Source organism: Kitasatospora sp. NPDC002040 (genome assembly GCF_040296785.1).
Classification (GTDB): domain Bacteria; phylum Actinomycetota; class Actinomycetes; order Streptomycetales; family Streptomycetaceae; genus Kitasatospora.
On record NZ_JBEOXV010000001.1, the window covers coordinates 443,844 to 464,361 of the forward strand.

The window sequence follows — 20,518 nt, forward strand, 5'->3', positions numbered from 1 at the left end:
TTGAACGGCGATTGACGCTCCGTCACCTCCTCCCTTCGAGTGAATCCAGCACCCCGCCCGGGAGCCGCGCCGCCGTGTGCGGCTCCGTCTTGCACGCTGTGGTCCGAGTACGCGCCGTGGTCCGCGCCCCGCAGGCCGGCCGTTCGTGTTCGGTTCCCCCGAGGTGGTGCGCCCCATGCCCCGTCCGTTCCTCGTCCTCCCGCTGCTGCTGGCCCTGGCGGCCGGATTCTGGCTGACCCGGGCCGCGCTGGTGCGCTGGCGCGACCTGAAGGCTGCTCAGACGTACGAACTGGTGGCGGAGCAGCGGCCGTTGCTGCTCCGGGCCGGGGGCGCGGTACTGTGCGGCATGTGTGTGGCCGCGCTCACCGTCGCGGTGGCGCTGGACGGCAGGGGCGTGCGCCCGGCCCGGGCGGCCGTGGTGACCGCCGAGCGTCCGGCCGCCCCGCCGCTCGCCTCGGCCGGGCCCGAACTCCCGCCCGTGGTAACCCAGTTCGAGCTGATCGGCAAGCCCGCCGGGGGTGAGCTGCTGGAGGGTGCGGTGGCCGGTCCGGACGGGCGGCCGCGGACCGTACGGGTCTGGCTGCCGGAGCGGTACCGGACCGATCAGCAGGCCAGGTTCCCGGTGGTGGTGCTGCACGCGGGCACCGCGCGGCGGACCGCCGACGCCGAGGTCCCGGATGTCTTCGAGGGCATCGCCTCGGCGGTGAAGCTGGGCCGGGCCCGGCCGTTCGTGGTGGTCGCGCCCGAGGCGCCGAGCGGCACCGAGCACCCCTGTGAGCTGGTCGCCGCCGCCCCGCAGGCGCTCGCCGACGACCAGGCGCTGCGGACGGCGGTGGGCGCCGCGTTCCGCACCCTCCCGGCGGGCCCCGGCGGTTGGGGCGTGCTGGGCATCGAGGGCGGCGCGGCCTGCGCGGCCGCCGCCGGGCTGGCCAGGCCGGACCTGTACGGGGCGGCCGCCGCCGTCTCGGGCCGGTACGACGCCGCCGCGCTGGCGGGCACCGGGGCCGAGGCGCCGGAGGGGAGCACCGCCAAGCTGCTGCTGGCCGCCGCGAAGAACGACGCGGACGGGCTGGCCGCGGCCCGGAAGCTGCAGTCCGCGCTGCACGACGGCAAGGGCCGGGCGGCCAAGGCCGGGGTCCGGATCTCCGACGTGGTGCAGGACTTCGCGCCCGACCGGGAGCGCCTGCGGTTGGTCCGGGTGGCGGCCCAGTACCTGGCGGAGAGCCTGACCCGCACCGGCTGAGCCGGGCCGGAACGCTACGCTCGGGATCACCTGGTACCGAGCGCAGAGAGAAGCACCCATGCGAGCTGTCCGGCCGAACCGCCTCGTGCCCGCCGTCCTGGCCGCCGCCCTGCTGCTGGGGGGCTGCTCGTCCGGGGCCTCGACGCCCGCGCCGACCGCCTCCTCCGCGCCCTCCTCGGACCAGGTCAAGGCCCCGGCCGCCGCCGGGGCCACCCCGCTGGAGCCGCTGCCCGCCGAGATCCCGGCCGCGCTCTCCTCCTACTACGCGCAGAAGCTGACCTGGCAGGCCTGCGACGGCGAGTTCGAGTGCACCACCTTCAAGGTGCCGCTCGACTACGCCGCCCCCGCCACCGGCGACCTCACCCTGACCGCCGCCCGCAAGCGCGCCACCGGCGGCAAGCCCCGGCTCGGCTCGCTGCTGCTGAACCCGGGCGGCCCGGGCGGCTCGGCGGTCGAGTACGTCGAGGGCGTGGCCAAGGGCTACGACGCGGAGATCCGGGCGGCGTACGACCTGGTCGGCCTCGACCCGCGCGGCGTCGGCAGGAGCTCCCCGGTGACCTGCCTGTCCGGCGACCGGATGGACGTCTACACCGCTGCCGACATCACCCCTGACGACCAGTCGGAGATCGACGCGCTGGTGGCGGTGGACCGGGAGTTCGCGGACGGCTGCAAGCAGCGGTCGGGCGCCTTCCTCGGCCACGTCAGCACGGTCGAGTCGGCCCGCGACCTGGACGTGCTGCGGGCCCTGCTGGGCGACCAGAAGCTGAGCTACCTGGGCAAGTCGTACGGCACCTTCCTCGGCGCCACCTACGCGGGGCTGTTCCCGTCCCGGGTCGGCCGGATGGTCCTGGACGGTGCGATGGACCCGGCCCTCGACTCCCGGGCCGGCAACAAGACCCAGGCCGGCGGCTTCGACACCGCCTGGGCCGCCTTCGCCAAGGACTGCGCCAAGCGCGACGACTGCCCGCTCGGCCGCGACGAGAAGCAGATCGACCAGCAGCTCGACGACCTGTTCAAGCGGATCGACGGCGCCCCGCTGACCACCGAGTCCAGCCGGAAGCTGACGGAGGCCCAGGCCACCACCGGGGTGATCCACGCGATGTACGCGGAGTTCCTCTGGCCCCAGCTGCGCACCGCGCTCACCACCGCCAAGGCCGGGGACGGCAGCGCGCTGCTCAAGCTCTCGGACCAGTACTACGACCGGGCCGCCGACGGCAGCTACCCGAACCTGATGTACGCCAACATGGCGGTCAACTGCCTCGACCTGCCCGCCCCGTTCGCCACCCCGGCGGAGGCCGCGGCGGCGGTGCCCGAGTTCGAGCAGGCCTCCCGGCACTTCGGCCGGGACATGGCCTGGATGGCGCTGGCCTGCGCGTACTGGCCGGTCAGGCCGACCGGCGCCGCGCACACCATCCGTGCGGCGGGCGCCGCCCCGATCGTGGTGGTCGGCACCACCCGCGACCCGGCCACCCCGTACGCCTGGGCCCAGTCACTGGCGGGCCAGCTGGAGTCCGGCCGCCTGGTCAGCTACGACGGCGACGGCCACACCGCCTACGGCCGCCACAACACCTGCGTCGACGGCGCGGTCAACCGCTACCTGCTCGGCGGCGACGCCCCGGCGGCGGACACCCGCTGCGCCAAGTGACGGACCGTTTCGGGCCTGACCGGTAGGTATGTACGATGTCCGCCCCTGTCCATCTGCCATCGGCCGGTCCATTCGTCCGGCCGATCCGGCTCGCCCGCCGAAGGAATGCTTCGTGCTCGGAGTCAACGACCTGGCGACGTACGTCCTCGGCGCCCTGGTCATCGTCCTGCTGCCCGGTCCCAACTCCCTCTACGTCCTGTCGGTGGCCGCCCGCAAGGGCATCCGCACCGGCTACGCGGCCGCCGCCGGGGTCTTCGTCGGCGACTTCACGCTGATAAGCCTGACCGCGCTCGGCGCCTCCTCGCTGCTGAAGGCCAACCCGGCGGTCTTCGCCGTGGTGAAGTTCGGCGGCGCGGCCTACCTGCTCTGGATCGGCTTCGGCATGCTCCGGGCGGCCCGCCAGCTCTGGCGCGAACGGCACGCCGCCTCCGCCGGGGCCGAGGAGGCTCCGTCGGCGATCGAGCGGCCGTTCCGCCGCGCCCTGGTGATCAGCCTGCTCAACCCCAAGGCGATCCTGTTCCTGCTGTCGTTCTTCACCCAGTTCGTCGACCCCTCGTACGGGCAGCCGGTGCTCTCCTTCGCCCTGCTCGGCGGCGTCCTGCAGACCTTCAGCGTGCTCTACCTCTCGCTGCTGATCTTCGCGGGCACCACCCTCGCCACCGCCTTCCGCCGCCGCAAGCGCCTCTCGGCCGGCCTCACCAGCGGGGTCGCGGTCCTGTTCGCCGGCTTCGCCGCCAAACTGGCCGTCTCCTCCGCCTGAGAAAGCCGGGTGCGGACCAGCCGCGCACAGCGTGTAGACTGGCCCGCGTTGCCGACGGCGTGGTCATCCCGCCGGAGGCAGCGGTGCCGCCTTAGCTCAGTTGGCCAGAGCAACGCACTCGTAATGCGTAGGTCTCGGGTTCGAATCCCGAAGGCGGCTCTACGAAGGCCCCAGGACTCACTCGCCGTGACCTGGGGCCTTTGTTGTTTTCCGGGCCGGGCCCGGGGCTGATGGGCCGTCGGGTGGGGACGGGCGGATTCCGGACATGAAGGCGGGGGCAAGACTGCCGGGATCGTGCACTGCGGGCGGGATCTCCGGGCTGCCACGCTGACCCGGACGGCGCAGCGGTGCCGTCGACGGGGGACGGCGAAGGCGGCGACAGCAGGTGGGCGGGTTTCTGGGGGCGGTCACGGCGTATCCGACCGTGCTCTTCACCTTTGCGCTGGCGGTGGTTGCGGCGTACTGGGTGGTGGTGCTGGTCGGGGGGCTGCACCTCCACGGCGGGCACGGTCACGGGGGCCACGGGGGCCACGGGGGCCACGGCGGGCACGGTCACGGGGGGCACGGGGGCCACGGGCACGGCGGTCGTGGTGCGCACGGGGGGCACCACGGCGGAGTGCTGAAGGTGCTCGGGCTGGGCAGGGTGCCGGTCACGGTGGGGGTCTCGCTGGTGGTCGCGTTCGGCTGGTTCGGGGCGCTGGCCGGCCGGGTCGTGCTGGGGGAGCGGGCCGGGTGGGCGCTGTTGCCGCTGGCGCTGCTGACCGGGTGGGCGGGGGCGCGGGTGCTGGCGTGGCCGCTGCGGCGGTTGATGCCGGTTCCGGTGCCGCCGCCGACCCGGCGGGATTTCGTCGGCCTGGCCTGCGTGATCAGGACCGGGCGGGTCGGGCCCGACTTCGGGCAGGCCGAGGTGCATGCGGCCGACGGCTCCGCCGCACTGGTTCAGGTCCGGCAGAGCGTCGACGACGCGGCCGGGGCGGGGCGCGGCCTGACGGCGGGCGCGTCCGCGCTGATCTACGACTACGACGCGGTGGGCGAGTTCTTCCGGGTGATGCCCGAAGCTCTGCCCGAGCTGCCGTCCACCGGCTGATCCACCGGCTCGTCCGCTGCCTGATCAGTCGTCCGATCCGTCGTCATCATCCATTCACAGCGAGCTCGTCCAAGGGGCCGGCCATGTCTGTTGTCACCATAGGAATCGGCGTGCTCGTGGCCGTTCTGCTGCTCATCGGCCTGGGCAGCCTGCTGCTCTTCGGCCGGCTCTTCCGGAAGGTGGTGCAGGGCGAGGCGCTGATCATCAACCGGCCCAAGTCGGTCGACGTCACCTTCACCGGCGCCCTGGTGGTGCCGATGCTGCACCGGGCCGAGGTAATGGACATCTCGGTGAAGACGATCGAGATCTCCCGCACCGGCCGGGAGGGGATGATCTGCCAGGACAACATCAGGGCCGACATCCAGATCACCTTCTTCGTCCGGGTGAACAAGACGGTCGAGGACGTCATCAAGGTGGCGCAGGCGATCGGCACCGACCGGGCCAGCCACCAGGAGACCCTGCAGACGCTGTTCAGCGCGAAGTTCGCCGAGGCGCTGCGGACCGTCGGCAAGCAGCTCGACTTCACCGATCTCTACACCAAGCGCGAGGAGTTCAGGGACCGCATCATCGCGGCCATCGGCACCGACCTGAACGGCTACCACCTGGACGACGCCGCGATCGACCACCTCGAGCAGACCCCGATGGTGCAGCTCGACCCCGCCAACGTCCTGGACGCCCAGGGCATCCGCAAGATCACCGAGCTGACCGCGCTGGAGCACATCCGCACCAACGACTTCCAGCGCAACGAGGAGATGGAGATCACCCGGCAGGACGTGGACGCCCGGGAGGCCGTGCTGGAGCTGGAGCGCCGGCGGGCCGAGGCGGAGATCCGGCAGCGCAAGGGGATCGAGACGCTGCGGGCGCAGGAGGAGGCGGCCACGGCGCAGGTCCAGGAGGAGGAGCGGCTGCGGGCGCACGGTGCGCTGCTGCGGACCGAGGAGCTGCTCGGGGTCCAGCGGGAGAACCAGCAGCGGGAGATCGCCGTCGCCGAGAAGAACCGCGAGCGGGTGATCGCGATCGAGACCGAGCGGATCGAGAAGGACCGGCTGCTGGAGGTGGTGAACCGGGAGCGCGAGGTCGAGCTGTCCCGGGCCGAGATGGACCGGCAGGTCGAGGTGGAGCGCCGGGGCGTGGCCGAGGTGGTGCGCGAGCGGGTCGCGGTGGACCGCACGGTGGCCGAGCAGGAGGAGGAGATCAAGCGGGTCCGGGTGGTCCAGGAGGCCGAGCGGACCAGGCAGGTCGTGATCATCACCGCCGAGGCGGAGGCGCAGGAGCGGCTGGTCAAGGACATCAAGGGGGCCGAGGCGGCCGAGCAGGCCGCGCACTTCCGGGCGAAGGAGCTGCTGGTGCTGGCCGAGGCCGGCGAGCGCGGGGCCCGGCTCGACGCCGCCGCCGCGACGCTGGCGGCGGAGGGCGAGCGGGCCAGGGCCGGCGCGGCCGGGCTGGCCCAGGCCGAGGTGGCGGAGCGTCAGGCGCTGGCCGAGGCGGCCGGGGTCCGGGCCCGGCTGGAGGGCGAGGCCGAGGGCATGAAGCAGAAGGCGGAGGCGATCGAGAAGGTCGGCCTGGCCGAGGCGGCCGTGGCCGAGAGCAAGGCGCTGGCCGAGGCGGTCGGGATCAGGGAGCGGCTGCTGGGCGAGGCCACCGGGCTCAGGGAGAAGGCGGCGGCGATGGCCGCGCTGGACGAGGTCTCCCGGGCGCACGAGGAGTTCCGGCTCCGGCTGGCCGCCGACAAGGAGGTCCGGCTGGCCGCGCTGGAGGTCCAGCAGAAGGTCGCCGAGGCCCAGGCGGCGGTGCTGGCAGCCGGATTGGAGAGCGCGGACATCGACATCGTCGGCGGGGACAGCGTGTTCCTGGAGCGGCTGGTCGGTGCGGTCTCCTTCGGCAAGGGCATCGACGGTGCGGTGCGAAGCTCGGAGACCGTGCAGACCCTCGGGGCGGAGTGGCTGAGCGGGGACCGGAGCTTCGGCGCGGACGCGACCGAGGTGCTCGGTTCGCTGGCGGCCGGCGGGCCGTGGAACCTGGCGATGCTGCTGAAGCTGCTCGGTACCGAAGGCGTCGCGGCAACGGCGACGGCCCCGGCCGTGCCGGTCATCCCGGTGCCGTCGGTCAACGGCAGCGGCAAGTAGGGGAGCGGCAGTGGGCGTCGAGGACGGTACCTACCAGGTCCTGCGGGCACGGCTCGCCGACCGGGCCGCCGAACTGGGGCGGCGGATCGCCGAGTTGAACGGCCGCAGGCAGGAGGTCTTCGGCGCCCGCGGCCTGGAGCTGACGGGATCGGCCCGGCTGCGCACGGCCGGGGAGGCCACCGCCTGCGGTCTGGTCGCGGTCCGCCCCGGCGTGCTGCTGCTGGGGACGTCCGCGCCGGACCTGGCCGCCGGGCTGCTCTCGCTGCACGCCCCGGACGGTTCGCCGCTGGAGCCCGCCGCCGTCCCAGGCCTGCTGGACGACGACCGGTTCCACCGCGACCTGGCCGAACTGCTGCGCTACTTCCGGGAGTCCCGGCTGGTCGACCTGGTCCGCACTCCGGCCGGGCGGTTGCTGGCCGTGTTCCGCACCGGTGCGTACGAGGGCGACCTCCGGGTGCTCCGCTGGCAGCTGGCGGACGGGCGGGCCGAGTACCTGGACAACCACGGGGAGCGGGATCTGCCCCGCCCGGCGGCGTTCGAGCTGCCGTGGACGACCGCCGGGCGGGACCAGCACGAGCAGGGCCGGATCAGGATCGAGGGCGGCGAGGGCACGGTCTCGGTCGCCGCCACCGAGGGCAGCCTGACCGTCCGCTCGGTGCCCGACGGCCGGACCCTGTTCGAGCAGCCGGTGGACGACCCGCTGCAGAGCCTGGCCGACGCCACCGTGGCGTACGCCTCGACCGGGCCGCTGCTGCTGCTCAAGGTCCGCCCGTACAACGAGGCGGCCGACCGCTGTCTGGTCGTCAACACCCGGACCTGGTCGGTCCGGCGGCAGGACTCGCTCGGGTACGGGGTCCGGCTGCTCCCGGCGGAGCAGGGCCTGATCTTCCCCGGCGGCTACGAGCTGGCGGACGGCAGCCACCGGGCCTTCCGGCTCGGCGACCGGAGCGGGGCGGAGCCGGAGCAGCTGCACTTCGACGCGGTGCTCCCCGCGCCGAACGGCGAGGACCTGCTCTACGTCCTGCGCCGGCCCGGCCGGGCCGAGGTGCTGCTGCTGCCGTGGAACACCGTCCGCCGGGAGGCCGGTGCGGTGCTGCACGGCGCGGGCGGCGCCCTGCTGCCGGATGGTTCGCTGGCCCTGCTCAGGCCGGACCGCGAGCCGGTCCGGACCCATGAACTCCAGCTCTGGCGCACCCCGTTCCTCTCCGCCGAGTACGCCGCCGCCCAGCCGGTGGGGGACGGGCTGCTGGAGCGGATCGGCAACGCGGACCTGGTGCGCGGCATCGCGGACTGCCTCGACGTGGTCCGGACGGCCGGGGCCGAGACGATCGCACCGGCACTGCTGCTGGACGGCTGCGCCAGGGTCGCCGACCGCCACTACTGGCTCGCCGACACCGGGTTGCTCGAACCGCTCACCGAACTGCGGTCCGCTGCCGGGCAGTTGGCCGCCGAGCAGGCCAGGGTCGACGCGCTGGCCACGCGCGCGGCCGAGGCGCTGGAGCGGGCCGGGGCCGAGACCGCCGCGCTGATCCGCCGTTCGGTGGGCGAGCCGCCCGCCGACGCCGACGCCTGGACCGGCCTGCTCGCCGAGCTGCGCCGGGCCCAGGGCGGTCTGCGGACCCTGGCCGAACTGCCCGGGCTCGACCCGGCCGCGCTGGAGCCGGTGGAGGCGCTGCTGGCCGCCGAGTTGGCCGCGGCGACGGAGCGCGCCTTCGCCTGGTTCGCCGGGCCGGACGCCTTCACCGCCTCGCTGGCCGCCGCCCGGGCGGCGGCGGAGACCGCCGCCGCCGCGGCGACCACGGCCGAGGCGGCGCAGCTCGCCGAGCGGCTGTCCGGGCAGGCGGACGCACTGGCCGTGGTGACCGACCTGGTGACCGGCGCGGTGGGCGCGGACCCGGCGGCGGGGACGGCCGTGCTGCTCGCGATCGGCGAGGTCCTGGCCCTGGTCAACCGGGCCCGGGCGATCCTGGAGACCCGCCGCCGGGCCCTGCTGGAGCAGGAGCAGCGGGCCGCGTACGCCGCCGAGTCGGCACTGCTGGCCCAGGCGACCACGGCGGCACTGACCGCCGCCGAGACGCCCGCCGACTGCGACGGCAGGCTGTCCGGGCTGCTGCTGCGGCTGGACGGCATGGCGGCCCGGTTCGCCGAAGTCGCGGATTTCGCGGTCGAGTTGGATGCCAGAAGGGAGGAGCTCGGGCAGGTCTTCGGCGTCCGCAGGCAGGCGCTGCTGGACCAGGCCGCCGCCCGGGCGGGCCGGAGCGCGGCCTCCGGACGGCGCGCCCTCGAAGCGCTCCGCCGCAGGCTCACCGCGCTGCCCAGTCAGCAGGACATCCACGCGGCCGCGGCCGCCGACCCGATGGCGCTGCGGGTCCGGTCCGCCGCCGCCGAGCTGCGGGAGCTGGACGACCAGGCGGGCGCCCAGGAGCTGGCGGACGGCCTGACCGGTGCCGTCCGGGCGGCCGTCCGGACGCTGCGGGACCGGGGCGACCTCTCGGACGACGGCGGTGCGAGCGTCCGGCTCGGCCGGCACCGCTTCGCGGTGCGGCGCGAACCGGTCGAGCTGACGCTGCAACCGGAGGGCGAGCAGCTGGTGTTCGCGGTCACCGGTACGGCCTACCGGCGGACCGCACAGGCGCCGGAGCTGTTGGCGGGCCGGGAGTTCTGGACCCAGCCGCTGGTGAGCGAGTCGCCCGCGCTCTACCGGGCCGAGTACCTGGCCACCGGCCTGCTGGCCTCGGCCACCGAGGAGCCGCCGCTGGTCCAGGTCCGCCGCGCGGCCGAGCTGGCGTACGAGGAGGGGTACGAGCGCGGGGTGCACGACCAGGACGCCGCGCTGATCCTAGGCGCGCTGCTCCGACTCCGTTCGGGTGCCGGGCTGTTGGCGCATCCGGCCGAGGTGCGGGTCGCCGCCCAGCTGTTCTGGGCGCACGGCGCGGACGGGCCCCGGCGCGGATCGTGGCAGCGGCGGGCCCGCTCGCTGGTACTGGCCCGGGAGGCCTTCGGCCCGTCGGCGGCCCTGACCGAGCTGGCGGACGAACTGTCGGACCAGGTGAGGGGATTCCTGTCCGCCCAGGGTCTGCCGGAGGTCGCTAGGGCGGGCGGCTACCTGGTCGAGGAGCTCGCCGACGTACGGGAGGGCTTCGCGGGCAGTGCCGCCGCGCGCGCCCTGCTGGACGGCTTCGGGGGCATCGCGGCGGCTCCGCAGCTCACCGCCGATCTCGGGGCGCTCGCCGGGGACCTGCCGGCCTGTCACCAGCTGGCCACCGCCTGGCTGGGCTCCTACGCCGGGCGGGCGGCCGGTGACCCGGTGGACGGCGGGACCGTGGCCGAGGCGGTGGCCCGGCTCTGCGCGCCGGCCCTGCCGCGCTACGAGCTCGACGTGCCGCTCGCCGAGACGGTCGAGGGCCTGCTCGGCGCCCACCCCCGGGTCCGGGACGGGCGGTTGGCCGTCCGGATCGACCGACTGCCCTATCAGGCACAGCAGTTCAGGGAGACCAGGGTGGCCGCCTTCCGCGCCTTCCAGCGCCACCGGACGGACGCGCTGGCCGCCGAGCGGGCCCGGCTGCGGCTGGAGGACCACCGCCCCCGCCCGCTGGCCGGGTTCGTCCGCAACCAGCTGATCGACCAGGTCTACCTCCCGCTGATCGGCGACAACCTCGCCAAGCAGCTCGGCACGCTCGGCACCACCGCCGACCGGAGCGGGCTGTTGCTGCTGCTCTCCCCGCCCGGCTACGGCAAGACCACCCTGCTGGAGTACGTCGCCGACCGGCTCGGGCTGCTGATGGTGCGGATCGACGGACCGGCCCTCGGCGCCGGGACCACCTCGCTGGACCCGGACCGGGCCCCGGACGCGGCCGCCCGGCACGAGGTCGAGAAGATCGTCTTCGCGTTGGAGGCGGGTGCCAACGTGCTGCTGCACCTGGACGACATCCAGCACCTCTCGGCCGAACTGCTGGAGAAGTTCCTTCCGTTGTGCGACGCCCAGCGCCGGATCGAGGCGGTCAGCGAGGGCCGGGCGCACAGCTTCGACCTGCGCGGGCGCCGCTTCGCGGTCTGCCTGTCCGGGAACCCGTACACCGCGAACGGCCGGCGGTTCCGCATCCCCGACATGCTCGCCAACCGGGCCGACGTCTGGAGCCTGGGCGAAGTCCTGGCGGAGCGCGAGGAGTTGTTCGCGCTCTCGTTCCTGGAGAACGCGCTCGCCGCGAACCCGGTGCTCGCGCCGCTGGCCGGGGCCGAGCCGGCCGAGCTGCGGCTGCTGGTCGCGCTGGCGGACGGCGACCCCGCCGCCCGGGCGGACCGGCTCGCCCGGCCGGTCGAGGACCTGGACCGGGTGCTGGCCACGCTGGCCGGGCTGCGCCGGGTCCAGCGCACCGTGCTGGCCGTCAACCGTGCGTACATCGCCTCCGCCGCCCAGCAGGAGGCGGCCAGGACCGAGCCGCCGTTCCTGCTCCAGGGCTCCTACCGGACCATGGCCCAACTCGCCGCCCGGGTCGACCCGGTGCTCAACGAGGCGGAGCTGGAGGCGCTGGTGGACCAGCACTACCTCGCCGAGGCCAGGACGCTCGGCAGCGCGGCCGAGGCCAACCTGCTCAAGCTGGCCCGGCTGCGCGGCCGGGCCACCGCGGCCGAGGCGGAACGCTGGCAGGTCCTCTGCGCGGGCTACCCGGCCGCCGGCTGAGCGCCCCGGCCATGGCCACGGGTCCGGTCGTCCGGCCATCCGGTCACCCGTGCCGGGGCTCCCAGCGGAACAGGCGGCGGCCGAGGGCGGCGGCCCCGGCCGTCCAGGCCGCGATGACCAGCAGCGCGGGCAGGGCGTGCTGCCAGCCCTGGACCAGGTCGAGCCGGGCGAGCGGCGCCCCGGCCCAGGTCTCGGCACCGAAGCCGCGGCCGAACCAGGCCGTCCGCAGGGTCTCCACCACCGGGGCCAGCGGGACGGCGTGGGCCGGGCCCTGGAGCCAGTGCGGCATCGAGCTGAGCGGAGCCACCACGCCGCTGCCGAACATGCACAGCAGCAGCACCGGGGTGGCGATCATCGGCGCGGCCTCCGCGCTCGGGGTCAGGCCGGACAGGGCCGCGGCCAGCACGGCGAAGAGCAGGAAGCCACCGGTCAGCGCCAGCAGGAACAGCACCGGGTCGGCGGGCAGCGGTGCGTCGAACCAGGTGACCGCCACCCCGCCCAGGACCAGCACCTGGAGCAGCACCACCGCCCCGGCCGCGCCGAACTGCCCGGCGAAGATCGCCGTGGCGGGGACCTCCGTACCGCGCAGCCGCTTGAGGATCAGGTCGTCCCGCCGCGCCACCACGCCGTTCAGCAGGTTGATGAACGAGGTCACCAGGGCGAAGCCGATGAACCCGACCGTGCTGTAGGCCGCCGCGCCCACCCCGGCGATCTGCTGGTCGCGCAGCGGCGCCGCGACCACCAGGTTCAGCAGCACCGGCAGCAGGAAGCCGATGAAGGTCGAGCGCCGGTTGCGCCAGAACACCCGCCAGGAGAGCAGGAACTGGCCGCGTGCGTAGGCGGGCCAGGCCAGTTCGCGCCGGGCGGTGGCCAGGGTGGTGGCAGGGGTGCTCATCGGGTCTCCGCCTTGTCGTGGGCCAGCTGCAGGAAGACGTCCTCCAGGGAGGCGTTGCGCGCCTCGATCCCGTCCAGCTCGACGCCCTGCTCCGCCGCCCAGGTGTGCAGCGCGGCCAGGGCGGGGGCGGTCCGGGACGCGGCGTAGAGCACCGTTCCGTCGGTCAGGGTCGGCAACTCGCCCAGCACGGACGGCAGTCGGTCGGGGGACAGGCCGGCGGGCAGCGGAAAGGTGATCCGGGTCGCGTGACCCGAGAGCACCTGCTGCACCGTGCCGACGGCGGCCAGGCGCCCGCGGTCCATGATGGCCACCCGGTCGGCCAACTGCTGGGCCTCCTCCAGGTAGTGGGTGGTCAGCAGCACCGTGGTGCCGGCCGCGCGGAGCTCCCTGACGAGCCGCCAGGTGGCCTGCCGGGCCTCCGGGTCCATGCCGGTGGTGGGCTCGTCCAGGAAGAGCAGCTCCGGGGTGTTCAGCACGGCCAGCGCCAGGTCCAGCCGCCGCCGCTCGCCGCCGGACAGCTGGGCCACCCGGGTGCCGCCCCGCTCGGTGAGGCCGACCCGCTCCAGCACCTCCGCCGCCGGCTGCGCGCCGGAGACGAAGGACCGCCAGGCGTCGACCGTCTCCCGGACCGTCAGCTCTTTGAAGAAGCCGCCCTCCTGGAGCATCACGCCGGTCCGCCGCCGGAGCAGGGGGCCCTGGGCGTACGGGTCCAGCCCCAGCACCCGGACGGTGCCCGAGCTCGGCGCCCGGTACCCCTCCAGCACCTCCAGGGTGGTGGTCTTCCCGGCGCCGTTGGTGCCGAGGAGGGCGAACAGCTCTCCCCGCGCGACCGTGAAGGAAATGCCCCGGACGGCTTCGTAGTCGCCGTAGTTGCGCTGCAGGTCGCGCACCTCTACGGCTGGTTCCCCGGGAATTCCCGGGCCACTGATGAGTGTCATGGAATACAGGGTGAACCTGCGCGCCCATAGAAGGCAAGTAGCCTTGACTGTGCAGGTCAGAGGCTGTTCAAAATGTCATGGCCGAGCATGTGGCATTTTGCAGGGGGGACTTCCTGACATCCCGTACTGCCGCACTCGTGCATTCCCGGTGCATAGTTTCCTCATCGCCGAAAGCGAGCCGGAGAAAAGGCCGGAAAGCGAATAGGCGCCGATGGTGACCAGCCCCGCCGGGGCCGGCGCCACACCCCGAAGGGAGCCCACCATGGCTGACAACGAGATCACCTCGAACGACCAGTTCGACATCGAGATCGAGGAGCTGGACACCGTCAACGGCGCCGGCGTCAGCGTCTCCTCGCTGGCCTGCGCGGCCTGCCCGGTCTCGAGCTTCAGCTCGGTCTCCAACGCCGCCACGGACCTCACCGTCCAGTAATTCGGGTCCTGTGCCGCGGTGAGCCCGCCCTCGGACGGGGTCACCGCGGCACCCTCATCGGCCCATCGGGCCAACTTCCAGCAGAGAAAGGGAGCCGGGCCATGGAGAGCCTCCGGCAGGAGCTGACGCGGTTCATCCAGCAGCCCGCCACCCAGCAGGACCCGCCCGCGCTCTACCGCCGCCTGCTGACGGAGGCGCCGGTGCTGGACCTCGGCCGGGTCCACGTCGTCTCCGGCTACCAGGAGATCGTCACCGTCCTGATGCACCCGGGGACGGCCGTCGACCCGACCACCGTCGGTCTGCCCAGGGCGGGTTCGACCGCGCTGGCCCGGATCGTGAACCGGATGCTCCCGATGCGCGACGGCGCCGACCACACCCGGCTCAAGCGCCTCGCCACCACCGCCTTCAGCGCCCGCCGGCTGGAGCAGATGCGCTCCCGGATCGAGGGCACCACCGTCCGGCTGCTCGAACCGCTGCTGGAGCAGGGGCAGTTCGACGTGGTCGCCGACCTCGCCGTGCCGCTCCCGGTCGCCGTCTCCTGCGCCATCCTCGACATCCCCGACTCCGAACAGGAGCGCGTCACCGGCTGGGCCGGCCTGATGGCCCGCTCGCTGCTGGACGACTTCGGCGGACAGGGCGGCCGGGCCGATCCGGACCGGATCGCCGAACTGGACGCCGAGTTCGAAGCGTTCCGCAGCTACGTCGAGGAGCTGTGCGCCGCCCGGGCCGCCGATCCGGGCGACGATCTGATCAGCCGTCTGACCGTGGCGCGGGCCGAAGGCCGGCTGGACGACGAGGACCTGCTCGCGTTCGTGGTCATGCTGCTCGCCAACGGGCTCGAGACGCTGACCTCCGGACTGGCCCTGGCCGTCTGGCAGCTCCTGCGCACCCCCGACCTCGCCGAACTGATCCGGAACCGGCCCGATCGGGCCGAAGCGGTCTTCGACGAGGCCCAACGCCTCGGCAGCCCGGTGCGCGCCAGTGCGCGCGCCCTCACCCACGACGTCGTCCTCGGCGACACGGTGGTCCCGGCCGGCCGGGTCGCGCTGCTGCTGTACGCGGCGGCCAACCGCGACCCGCGCCGCTTCACCGACCCGGACGCCTTCGACCCGGACCGGGCCGAGACCCGGCACCTCGCCTTCGGCCACGGCCCGCACCACTGCCTGGGCGCACCGCTCTCGCTGATGGCGGGCGCCGCCGTGCTGCGCGGCCTCGCCGAGGCGGGCCGCACCCGGGAGTTGAGCACCCCGCTGACCGCGGCGACCGTGCCGTGGAGCACGCAGTTCGTCTTCGGCGGCATGCGCGAGCTGCCGCTGCGGTGCTCGCTGCGGGACCAGCCCGCCCTCGCCGGGGCAGGGCGGCCGTGACCACCGCGGCCACCAGGAAATCGCCCGAACGGGCACCGGAGAGCGGGGAGACCGTGACTGTCGCCACCAGGCCGAACGGCCCGGACACCGAGCAGCCGAGCGAGGCACCGAGCGCGGCCACCGCCGTCGCCGCCGCCCGCGCGGCCGCCGTCCTCGAACCCGGGCTGGACCGCCCGGTCGGACTGGTCGGAGCCAGGCTCTGGGCCGCGGCCGCCGCGCTGCTGCTGGTGGTCGGTGCGGGCGGCGGCTGGACGGTGTTCGGCACCCTGCCGCACACCCTCGCTCTCCCTGCCGTCCTGGCCCACGGCACCGCCCCGGAGACCGTCCGGGCCGACCGGGCCGGAGTGCTGTCCGACTACCGGATCACCACCGGCGCCCGGGTGGCGCCGGGTCAGGTCATCGCACTGCTCCGGACCCAGGCGGGCGAAGAGCTCGCCGTCCGGGCGCCGTACGCCGGCACGGTCACCGCACTGCTCGCCACCCCCGGCGGCGCCCTCGCGCCCGGGGCGGCCGTCGCCGCCCTCGATTCGCGCGAACAGCCGCAGACGGTACGGATCTTCGCCACCTCGCTGCAGGACGCCGGGCGGCTCGCCCCGGGCCGGACGGTGCTGGTGCCGATACCCGGTGCGGGGACGGTCCGGGTCACCGTCACCGCGGCGGACGCCCTGCCGGTCCGGGCCGACTCGCTGGACGGGACGTTCACCGTGCCGCTGCCCGGCCTGCCCGCCGGAGCGGCCCCGGTGTGGACCGCGTACGCCCAACTTCCCACCGGTGAACTCGGGTTGCCGGGTCCGGTGCCGCTGACGGTCGCGGTCGACCTGGGGGCCAGGCACCCGTACCAGGCCGTGTTCGGATCGGGGGAGGGGCGATGAGCCTCGACGTCCGCGAGACGGCGGCCGCCCCGACCGCCCGGGCGGAGCAGCCGGTCCGGCCGGAGCCGGCGCCGAAGCCTCCCGGGCGCAGGGCCCGCCGCTACCTGCGGACGCCCGTGGTGCCGCAGATGGAGGAGCAGGACTGCGGGGCGGCCTGCCTCGCGGTGGTGCTGGGCGCGTTCGGCCGCCGGGTGACCCTGCACGAGGCCTCCCGCGCCTGCGGGGTGAGCCGGGACGGCGTCAGTGCGGCCGTGGTCGCCAAGGCGGCCGGCCGGTACGGCCTGCTGGCCAAGGGGCGCCGGGTGGTGCGGACCGAGGAGCGGCTGCTCGGACTGGCGCAGCTGCAGGTGCCGTCGATGGTGCTGGTCACCGGCCCGCACTTCGCGGTCTTCGAGGGAATCAAGCGCGGCCGGGTGCACGTCAACGACCCCTCGCTGGGTTCGTACTCGGCCACCCCGGCCGAGTTCTGGGAGTCGTTCTCCGGGATCGCGGTCGGGTTCGAACCCGGCCCCGACTTCGAGGCCGGCGGCCGCCGCTTCCCGCTGTTGCGGGCGCTGACCGCGCGGATGCGCCCGTTCGCCGGGCCGCTGCTGCTGGCCGTGCTGCTCGCGGTCCTGCTGGCGGTGCCGGGGGTGGCGGCGGCGTTCCTGCTGCGGGCCTACCTGCGGTCGGTGCTGCTCGACGGCACGGCCGCCTGGGCGGTGCCGCTGACGCTCGCGGCCGCTGCGGTGGCCGGGACGGTCCTGCTCGGCACCTGGCTCCAACAGACCCTGGTCAACCGGGTGCTGGAGGCGATGGCGGCCCGGGCCTCGGCCGGCTTCCTGTGGCGGCTGCTGCGACTGCCCGGGTCGTTCTTCCACCGCCGCCAGCTGGGCGGCCTGGTCACCCGGGTGCAGATGAACGACGGCCTGGCGATGCTGCTCTCGCACCGGGTCGCCTCCGCCTCCGCCTCCGCTGCGGCTGCGACCGTGCACTTCGCCGCACTGGCCTGGCTGGAGCCCCGGCTGGTGGCGGTGCCGGTCGTGGTTGCGGTGCTGGACGTGCTGGCGCTGCGGATCGCGGACCGGCGGCGCGGCGGCCTGGTGCACCGGCTGCACGCCGAGCAGTACAAGCGGGACGGGGTCGCGTTCGCCGGTGTGTCGGCGATCGAGACGCTGAAGGCCGAGGGGGCGGAGGACTCGTTCTTCCGGTCCTGGGCGGGCTGGCAGGCCCGGGCGATGGAGACCGGCCAGCGGGTCACCGAGGCGGTCATCGTGCCGCTCTCGCTGCCCGGTGCGCTCAACTCGGCGGCCACCGCCACCGTGGTGGTGGCCGGCACCTCGATGCTGCTCGGCGGTTCGCTCTCGCTCGGCACGCTGCTCGCCTTCCTGCTGCTGCTGAACGGATTCCTCTCGCCGGTCGGCCAACTGGTCTCCGCTGGATCGGAGTTCACCATCGCCAGGGCGCAGAACGCGCTGCTGGAGGATGTCGAGGGCACCGAACCCGACCCCTACCTCGCCCCGGTCCTGGACGCCCCGGACCCGGCTGCCCGGCTGAGCGGCGAACTGGAGCTGCGCGACGTCGCCTTCGGCTACGACCCGAACCGGCCGCCCGCGCTGACCGGGATCTCGCTGCACATCCGCCCGGGGGAGTGGGTGGCCGTGATCGGCGGCAGCGGCAGCGGCAAGTCGACCGTGGCCCGGCTCGCGGCCGGGGTGCTGCGCCCCTGGTCCGGCCAGGTGCTGCTGGACGGCCGGCCCCGCGAGGACTGGCACCGTGGCGTGGTGACGAGTCAGGTCGCTTACGTGGAGCAGCAGTTGCGGCTCTTCGAGGGCACCGTCCGGGAGAACCTGACGCTCTGGAACCCGGCCGCCGACGAGGACGCGCTGCGGCGCGCCCTGGACGACGCGGAGGTCACCGAACTGGTGGCCCGGCGCGGCGGGTTGGACGGCGGACGGATCGACGAGGACGCCCGCAACCTCTCCGGCGGCGAGCGTCAGCGGCTCGAACTGGCCCGCGCCCTCGCCCTCGACCCGGCCCTGCTGGTCCTCGACGAGGCCACCTCCGCACTGGACGCGCACACCGAGGCGGCCGTCAACGAGCACCTGCGCCGCCGGGGCACCACCTGCCTGGTGCTGGCCCACCGGCTGAGCACCATCCAGGCCGCCGACCGGGTGGTGGTGCTGGCGGGCGGCCGGATCGTCCAGCAGGGCACCCCCGCCGAACTCGCCGCCGTCCCGGGCCCGTACCGGTCGCTGCTGGCCGAGAGCAGGACCACCGGGACCACCGACATCACCGAGACCGAGAAGGAGGGGAAGTCATGACCGCCACGGCCACCGCCGAGGCCAACCGCGCCGCGCTGGCCGCCGCCGTCGGCACGCTGCACGCCGGCCGGGGTGGACGGAGGACGGCCGGGGGGCCGGTCGCCGCCGACTCCGCCGGGCAGGCGCAGGCCGTCCTGCGCGCGCTGGGGATGCTGCCCGACGGCAGCACGGACCTCCCGGCGGCCGTACGCGGCGCCCGCGACCCGATCACCGCGCTGCTGCGGTCGACCGGGGTGCGGTACCGGCCGGTGACCCTGCCGGCCGGGGCGGACGGGCACGGCGATCCGGCCGGTACGGCCGGGCCGATGGTGGGGTTCGCGGCGGACGACGGCCGACCGGTCGCGCTGGTGCCGCGCCCGGCCGGCGGCCACCGCCGGTACGACCCGGCCGACCCGTCCGGGCGGGGCCCCGTGGCACTGCAGGCCGGAGCGCTGCTGCTCTACCTGCCGCTGCCCGCGGGTGAGCTCGGTCCGGCCGACCTGGGCCGGTTCGTGCTGCGGGTGCCGGGCGCGCGGCGGGACCTGGGCCGGCTGACGGCGGCCGGTCTCGGGGCGGCGCTGCTCGGGTTGATGGTGCCGCTGAGCACCGGCGTGCTGCTGCCGGAGCTGATGGCGGCCGACCGGCACCCGGTGCGCTGGCTGGCGCTGTTGGTGGGTTCGGCGGTGCTGGCGTCCTGGTTGCTGGTGATCGTCCGGAACACCGCTGCCGTCCGGCTCACCGGGCGGGTGCAGAGCGCGTTGGAACCGGCTGTCTGGGACCGTCTGCTCGGTCACGACGCCCGGTTCTTCCGCGACTACACCACGGGCGACCTGGTGCATCGCGCCAACGCGGTCGCCCAGGCAAGGGCCGCGCTGTCCGAAGTCCTGGTCAGCGCGGTGCTGGGGGCGGTGTTCGCCACCTCGGGACTGACGGTCCTGCTGGTGGTGGACCTCCGGCTCGGCGGGCTGCTGCTGCTCGCCGTGCTGGCGGTGACCGGGCTGCTGCTTCAGCTCGGTCGCCGCCGCCAGCGTCACGAGAGCGAAGTGTTCGCTCTGCACGGGAAGTTGAACGGCGTGCTGTACGGGCTGCTGCTCGGGATCGACAAGGTCCAGACGGCCGGCCGGGAGATCCAGGCCTTCGCCCGCTGGGCGGTGCCGTTCGCGGCGCAGAAGCGGGCCGACGCCGCCGCCCAGCGGTCCGACGCGGCCGCCGGCGCGCTCACCGCCGGACTCCAACCGCTGCTGCTGGCCGTGCTGTTGGCGGCCGCGACGGCCGACGGTTCGACCCCGGCGGGCCATCTGATGGCGGCCGGGGTGGCAGCCGGCCAGGTCGCCGCGGCCCTCGGCCAGGTCACCCACGCGGCAGCCAGTGCCTACGGCATCGCGCCGGTGCTGGACCGGATCCGGCCGATCCTGGCCGAGGCCCGGCCGGCCGCCGAAGCCCATCGGCTGGCCGACCCCGGCGAGTTGCACGGTGCGGTCGCGCTCGACCGGGTGACGTTCCGCTACCCCGGGACGGCCGCGCCCGCACTGGACGGGGTGTCGCTGCACGCCGCACCCGGCGAGCTGGTGGCCGTGGTCGGGCCGTCCGGGGCGGGCAAGTCCACCCTGGTCCGGCTGCTGCTCGGCTTCGAACAGCCGGAGTCCGGCGCGGTCCGCTACGACGGACAGGACCTGGCGGGGCTGGACGCCCGGCTGGTCCGGCGCCGGCTCGGGGTGGTGCTCCAGCACGGCCGGATGCTGCGCGGCTCGCTGCTGGAGAACCTGGCCGGCAACGACCCCGACGTGACCGAGGACCGGATCTGGGAGGCCGCCGAACTGGCCGGGATCGCCGATGAGTTGAGGCGCCTCCCGCTCGGCCTCGGGACCCGGGTCGGGGAGGACGCCCAGGGCTTCTCCGGGGGCCAGGTGCAGCGCCTGCTGCTGGCCCGCGCCCTGGTCCGCCGCCCCGCCGTCCTGCTGCTGGACGAGGCCACCTCGGCCCTGGACAACGCGACCCAGCTGCGGGTCGCCGAGGCCGTCGCCGGCCTCGACCGCACCCGCGTGGTGATCGCCCACCGACTCAGCACCATCCGCACCGCGGACCGGATCCACGTGCTCTCCGGCGGCCGCCTGACGGCCTCCGGCACCTACGACGAACTGCTCGGCCACGACCCGCTGTTCACCCGACTCGCCCGACTCCAGGAGATGTGA

General features: G+C 74.7%; 13 protein-coding genes and 1 tRNA gene. 12 read left to right on the plus strand and 2 right to left on the minus strand.

The window, feature by feature from the left end; genetic code table 11:
* Nucleotides 1-175: 175 nt before the first annotated feature.
* From ABT118_RS02135 to ABT118_RS02165, 7 genes are all read left to right on the plus strand, one after another.
* Nucleotides 176-1,243, plus strand: a complete 1,068-nt coding sequence (locus tag ABT118_RS02135) for an alpha/beta hydrolase (protein ID WP_350644274.1) — start codon at nucleotides 176-178, stop codon at nucleotides 1,241-1,243.
* A gap of 58 nt (nucleotides 1,244-1,301) precedes the next feature.
* Nucleotides 1,302-2,888 (plus strand): alpha/beta hydrolase, encoded by a 1,587-nt coding sequence (locus ABT118_RS02140; protein ID WP_350644275.1) that lies wholly within the window; start codon nucleotides 1,302-1,304, stop codon nucleotides 2,886-2,888.
* Between the two features lie 112 nt (nucleotides 2,889-3,000).
* Nucleotides 3,001-3,648: a leucine efflux protein LeuE gene (leuE, locus tag ABT118_RS02145; RefSeq protein ID WP_350644276.1), complete on the plus strand. Its 648-nt coding sequence runs from the start codon at nucleotides 3,001-3,003 to the stop codon at nucleotides 3,646-3,648.
* 85 nt (nucleotides 3,649-3,733) lie between these two features.
* Nucleotides 3,734-3,807 (plus strand) — tRNA-Thr (locus ABT118_RS02150).
* Nucleotides 3,808-4,264: 457 nt separating this feature from the next.
* A complete protein-coding gene (locus tag ABT118_RS02155; protein WP_350644277.1) occupies nucleotides 4,265-4,735 on the plus strand; it encodes a hypothetical protein in 471 nt (156 codons plus the stop codon).
* A gap of 83 nt (nucleotides 4,736-4,818) precedes the next feature.
* Entirely contained in the window at nucleotides 4,819-6,861 is a 2,043-nt protein-coding gene (locus ABT118_RS02160; protein WP_350644278.1) for an SPFH domain-containing protein, read from the plus strand.
* A 10-nt stretch (nucleotides 6,862-6,871) separates the two neighbouring features.
* Nucleotides 6,872-11,542 carry a DNA repair ATPase gene (locus ABT118_RS02165; protein WP_350644279.1) on the plus strand — a complete coding sequence of 1,557 codons (4,671 nt, stop codon included), beginning with the start codon at nucleotides 6,872-6,874 and terminating at the stop codon, nucleotides 11,540-11,542.
* Between the two features lie 43 nt (nucleotides 11,543-11,585).
* On the opposite strand, the gene ABT118_RS02170 is transcribed toward ABT118_RS02165, so the two are convergent.
* Nucleotides 11,586-12,437 carry an ABC transporter permease gene (locus ABT118_RS02170; RefSeq protein WP_350644280.1) on the minus strand — a complete coding sequence of 284 codons (852 nt, stop codon included), beginning with the start codon at nucleotides 12,435-12,437 and terminating at the stop codon, nucleotides 11,586-11,588.
* On the minus strand, nucleotides 12,434-13,327 hold the full coding sequence (locus ABT118_RS02175) for an ABC transporter ATP-binding protein (protein WP_350644281.1): 894 nt from the start codon (nucleotides 13,325-13,327) through the stop codon (nucleotides 12,434-12,436). The genes ABT118_RS02170 and ABT118_RS02175 overlap by 4 nt, the downstream gene beginning before the upstream one ends.
* Before the next feature lie 310 nt (nucleotides 13,328-13,637).
* Between ABT118_RS02175 and ABT118_RS02180 the strand changes: the two genes are divergently transcribed.
* The 5 genes from ABT118_RS02180 to ABT118_RS02200 all read left to right on the plus strand — a co-directional run bounded on the left by ABT118_RS02180 (nucleotide 13,638) and on the right by ABT118_RS02200 (nucleotide 20,518).
* The gene (locus tag ABT118_RS02180) at nucleotides 13,638-13,805 is read left to right on the plus strand and encodes a thiocillin family RiPP (protein ID WP_350644282.1); all 168 of its coding nucleotides are present in this window, start codon (nucleotides 13,638-13,640) and stop codon (nucleotides 13,803-13,805) included.
* Between the two features lie 101 nt (nucleotides 13,806-13,906).
* A complete protein-coding gene (locus ABT118_RS02185; protein ID WP_350644283.1) occupies nucleotides 13,907-15,172 on the plus strand; it encodes a cytochrome P450 in 1,266 nt (421 codons plus the stop codon).
* A gap of 53 nt (nucleotides 15,173-15,225) precedes the next feature.
* Nucleotides 15,226-16,044, plus strand: coding sequence for a biotin/lipoyl attachment domain-containing protein (locus ABT118_RS02190; protein WP_350644284.1), 819 nt, complete (start codon nucleotides 15,226-15,228; stop codon nucleotides 16,042-16,044).
* On the plus strand, nucleotides 16,041-18,347 hold the full coding sequence (locus ABT118_RS02195; protein WP_350644285.1) for an ATP-binding cassette domain-containing protein: 2,307 nt from the start codon (nucleotides 16,041-16,043) through the stop codon (nucleotides 18,345-18,347). Before ABT118_RS02190 ends, ABT118_RS02195 begins: the two co-directional genes overlap by 4 nt.
* On the plus strand, nucleotides 18,344-20,518 hold the full coding sequence (locus ABT118_RS02200; RefSeq protein ID WP_350644287.1) for an ATP-binding cassette domain-containing protein: 2,175 nt from the start codon (nucleotides 18,344-18,346) through the stop codon (nucleotides 20,516-20,518). Before ABT118_RS02195 ends, ABT118_RS02200 begins: the two co-directional genes overlap by 4 nt.

What these genes read in the sequence shown, in the direction of transcription:
- ABT118_RS02135 (WP_350644274.1), top strand. Translation starts at nt 176, where the DNA reads ATGCCCCGTCCGTTCCTCGTCCTCCCGCTGCTGCTGGCCCTGGCGGCC.
- ABT118_RS02200 (WP_350644287.1), top strand. Translation starts at nt 18,344, where the DNA reads ATGACCGCCACGGCCACCGCCGAGGCCAACCGCGCCGCGCTGGCCGCC.
- ABT118_RS02160 (WP_350644278.1), top strand. Translation starts at nt 4,819, where the DNA reads ATGTCTGTTGTCACCATAGGAATCGGCGTGCTCGTGGCCGTTCTGCTG.
- ABT118_RS02195 (WP_350644285.1), top strand. Translation starts at nt 16,041, where the DNA reads ATGAGCCTCGACGTCCGCGAGACGGCGGCCGCCCCGACCGCCCGGGCG.
- ABT118_RS02185 (WP_350644283.1), top strand. Translation starts at nt 13,907, where the DNA reads ATGGAGAGCCTCCGGCAGGAGCTGACGCGGTTCATCCAGCAGCCCGCC.
- ABT118_RS02180 (WP_350644282.1), top strand. Translation starts at nt 13,638, where the DNA reads ATGGCTGACAACGAGATCACCTCGAACGACCAGTTCGACATCGAGATC.
- ABT118_RS02170 (WP_350644280.1), bottom strand. Translation starts at nt 12,437, where the DNA reads ATGAGCACCCCTGCCACCACCCTGGCCACCGCCCGGCGCGAACTGGCC.
- ABT118_RS02140 (WP_350644275.1), top strand. Translation starts at nt 1,302, where the DNA reads ATGCGAGCTGTCCGGCCGAACCGCCTCGTGCCCGCCGTCCTGGCCGCC.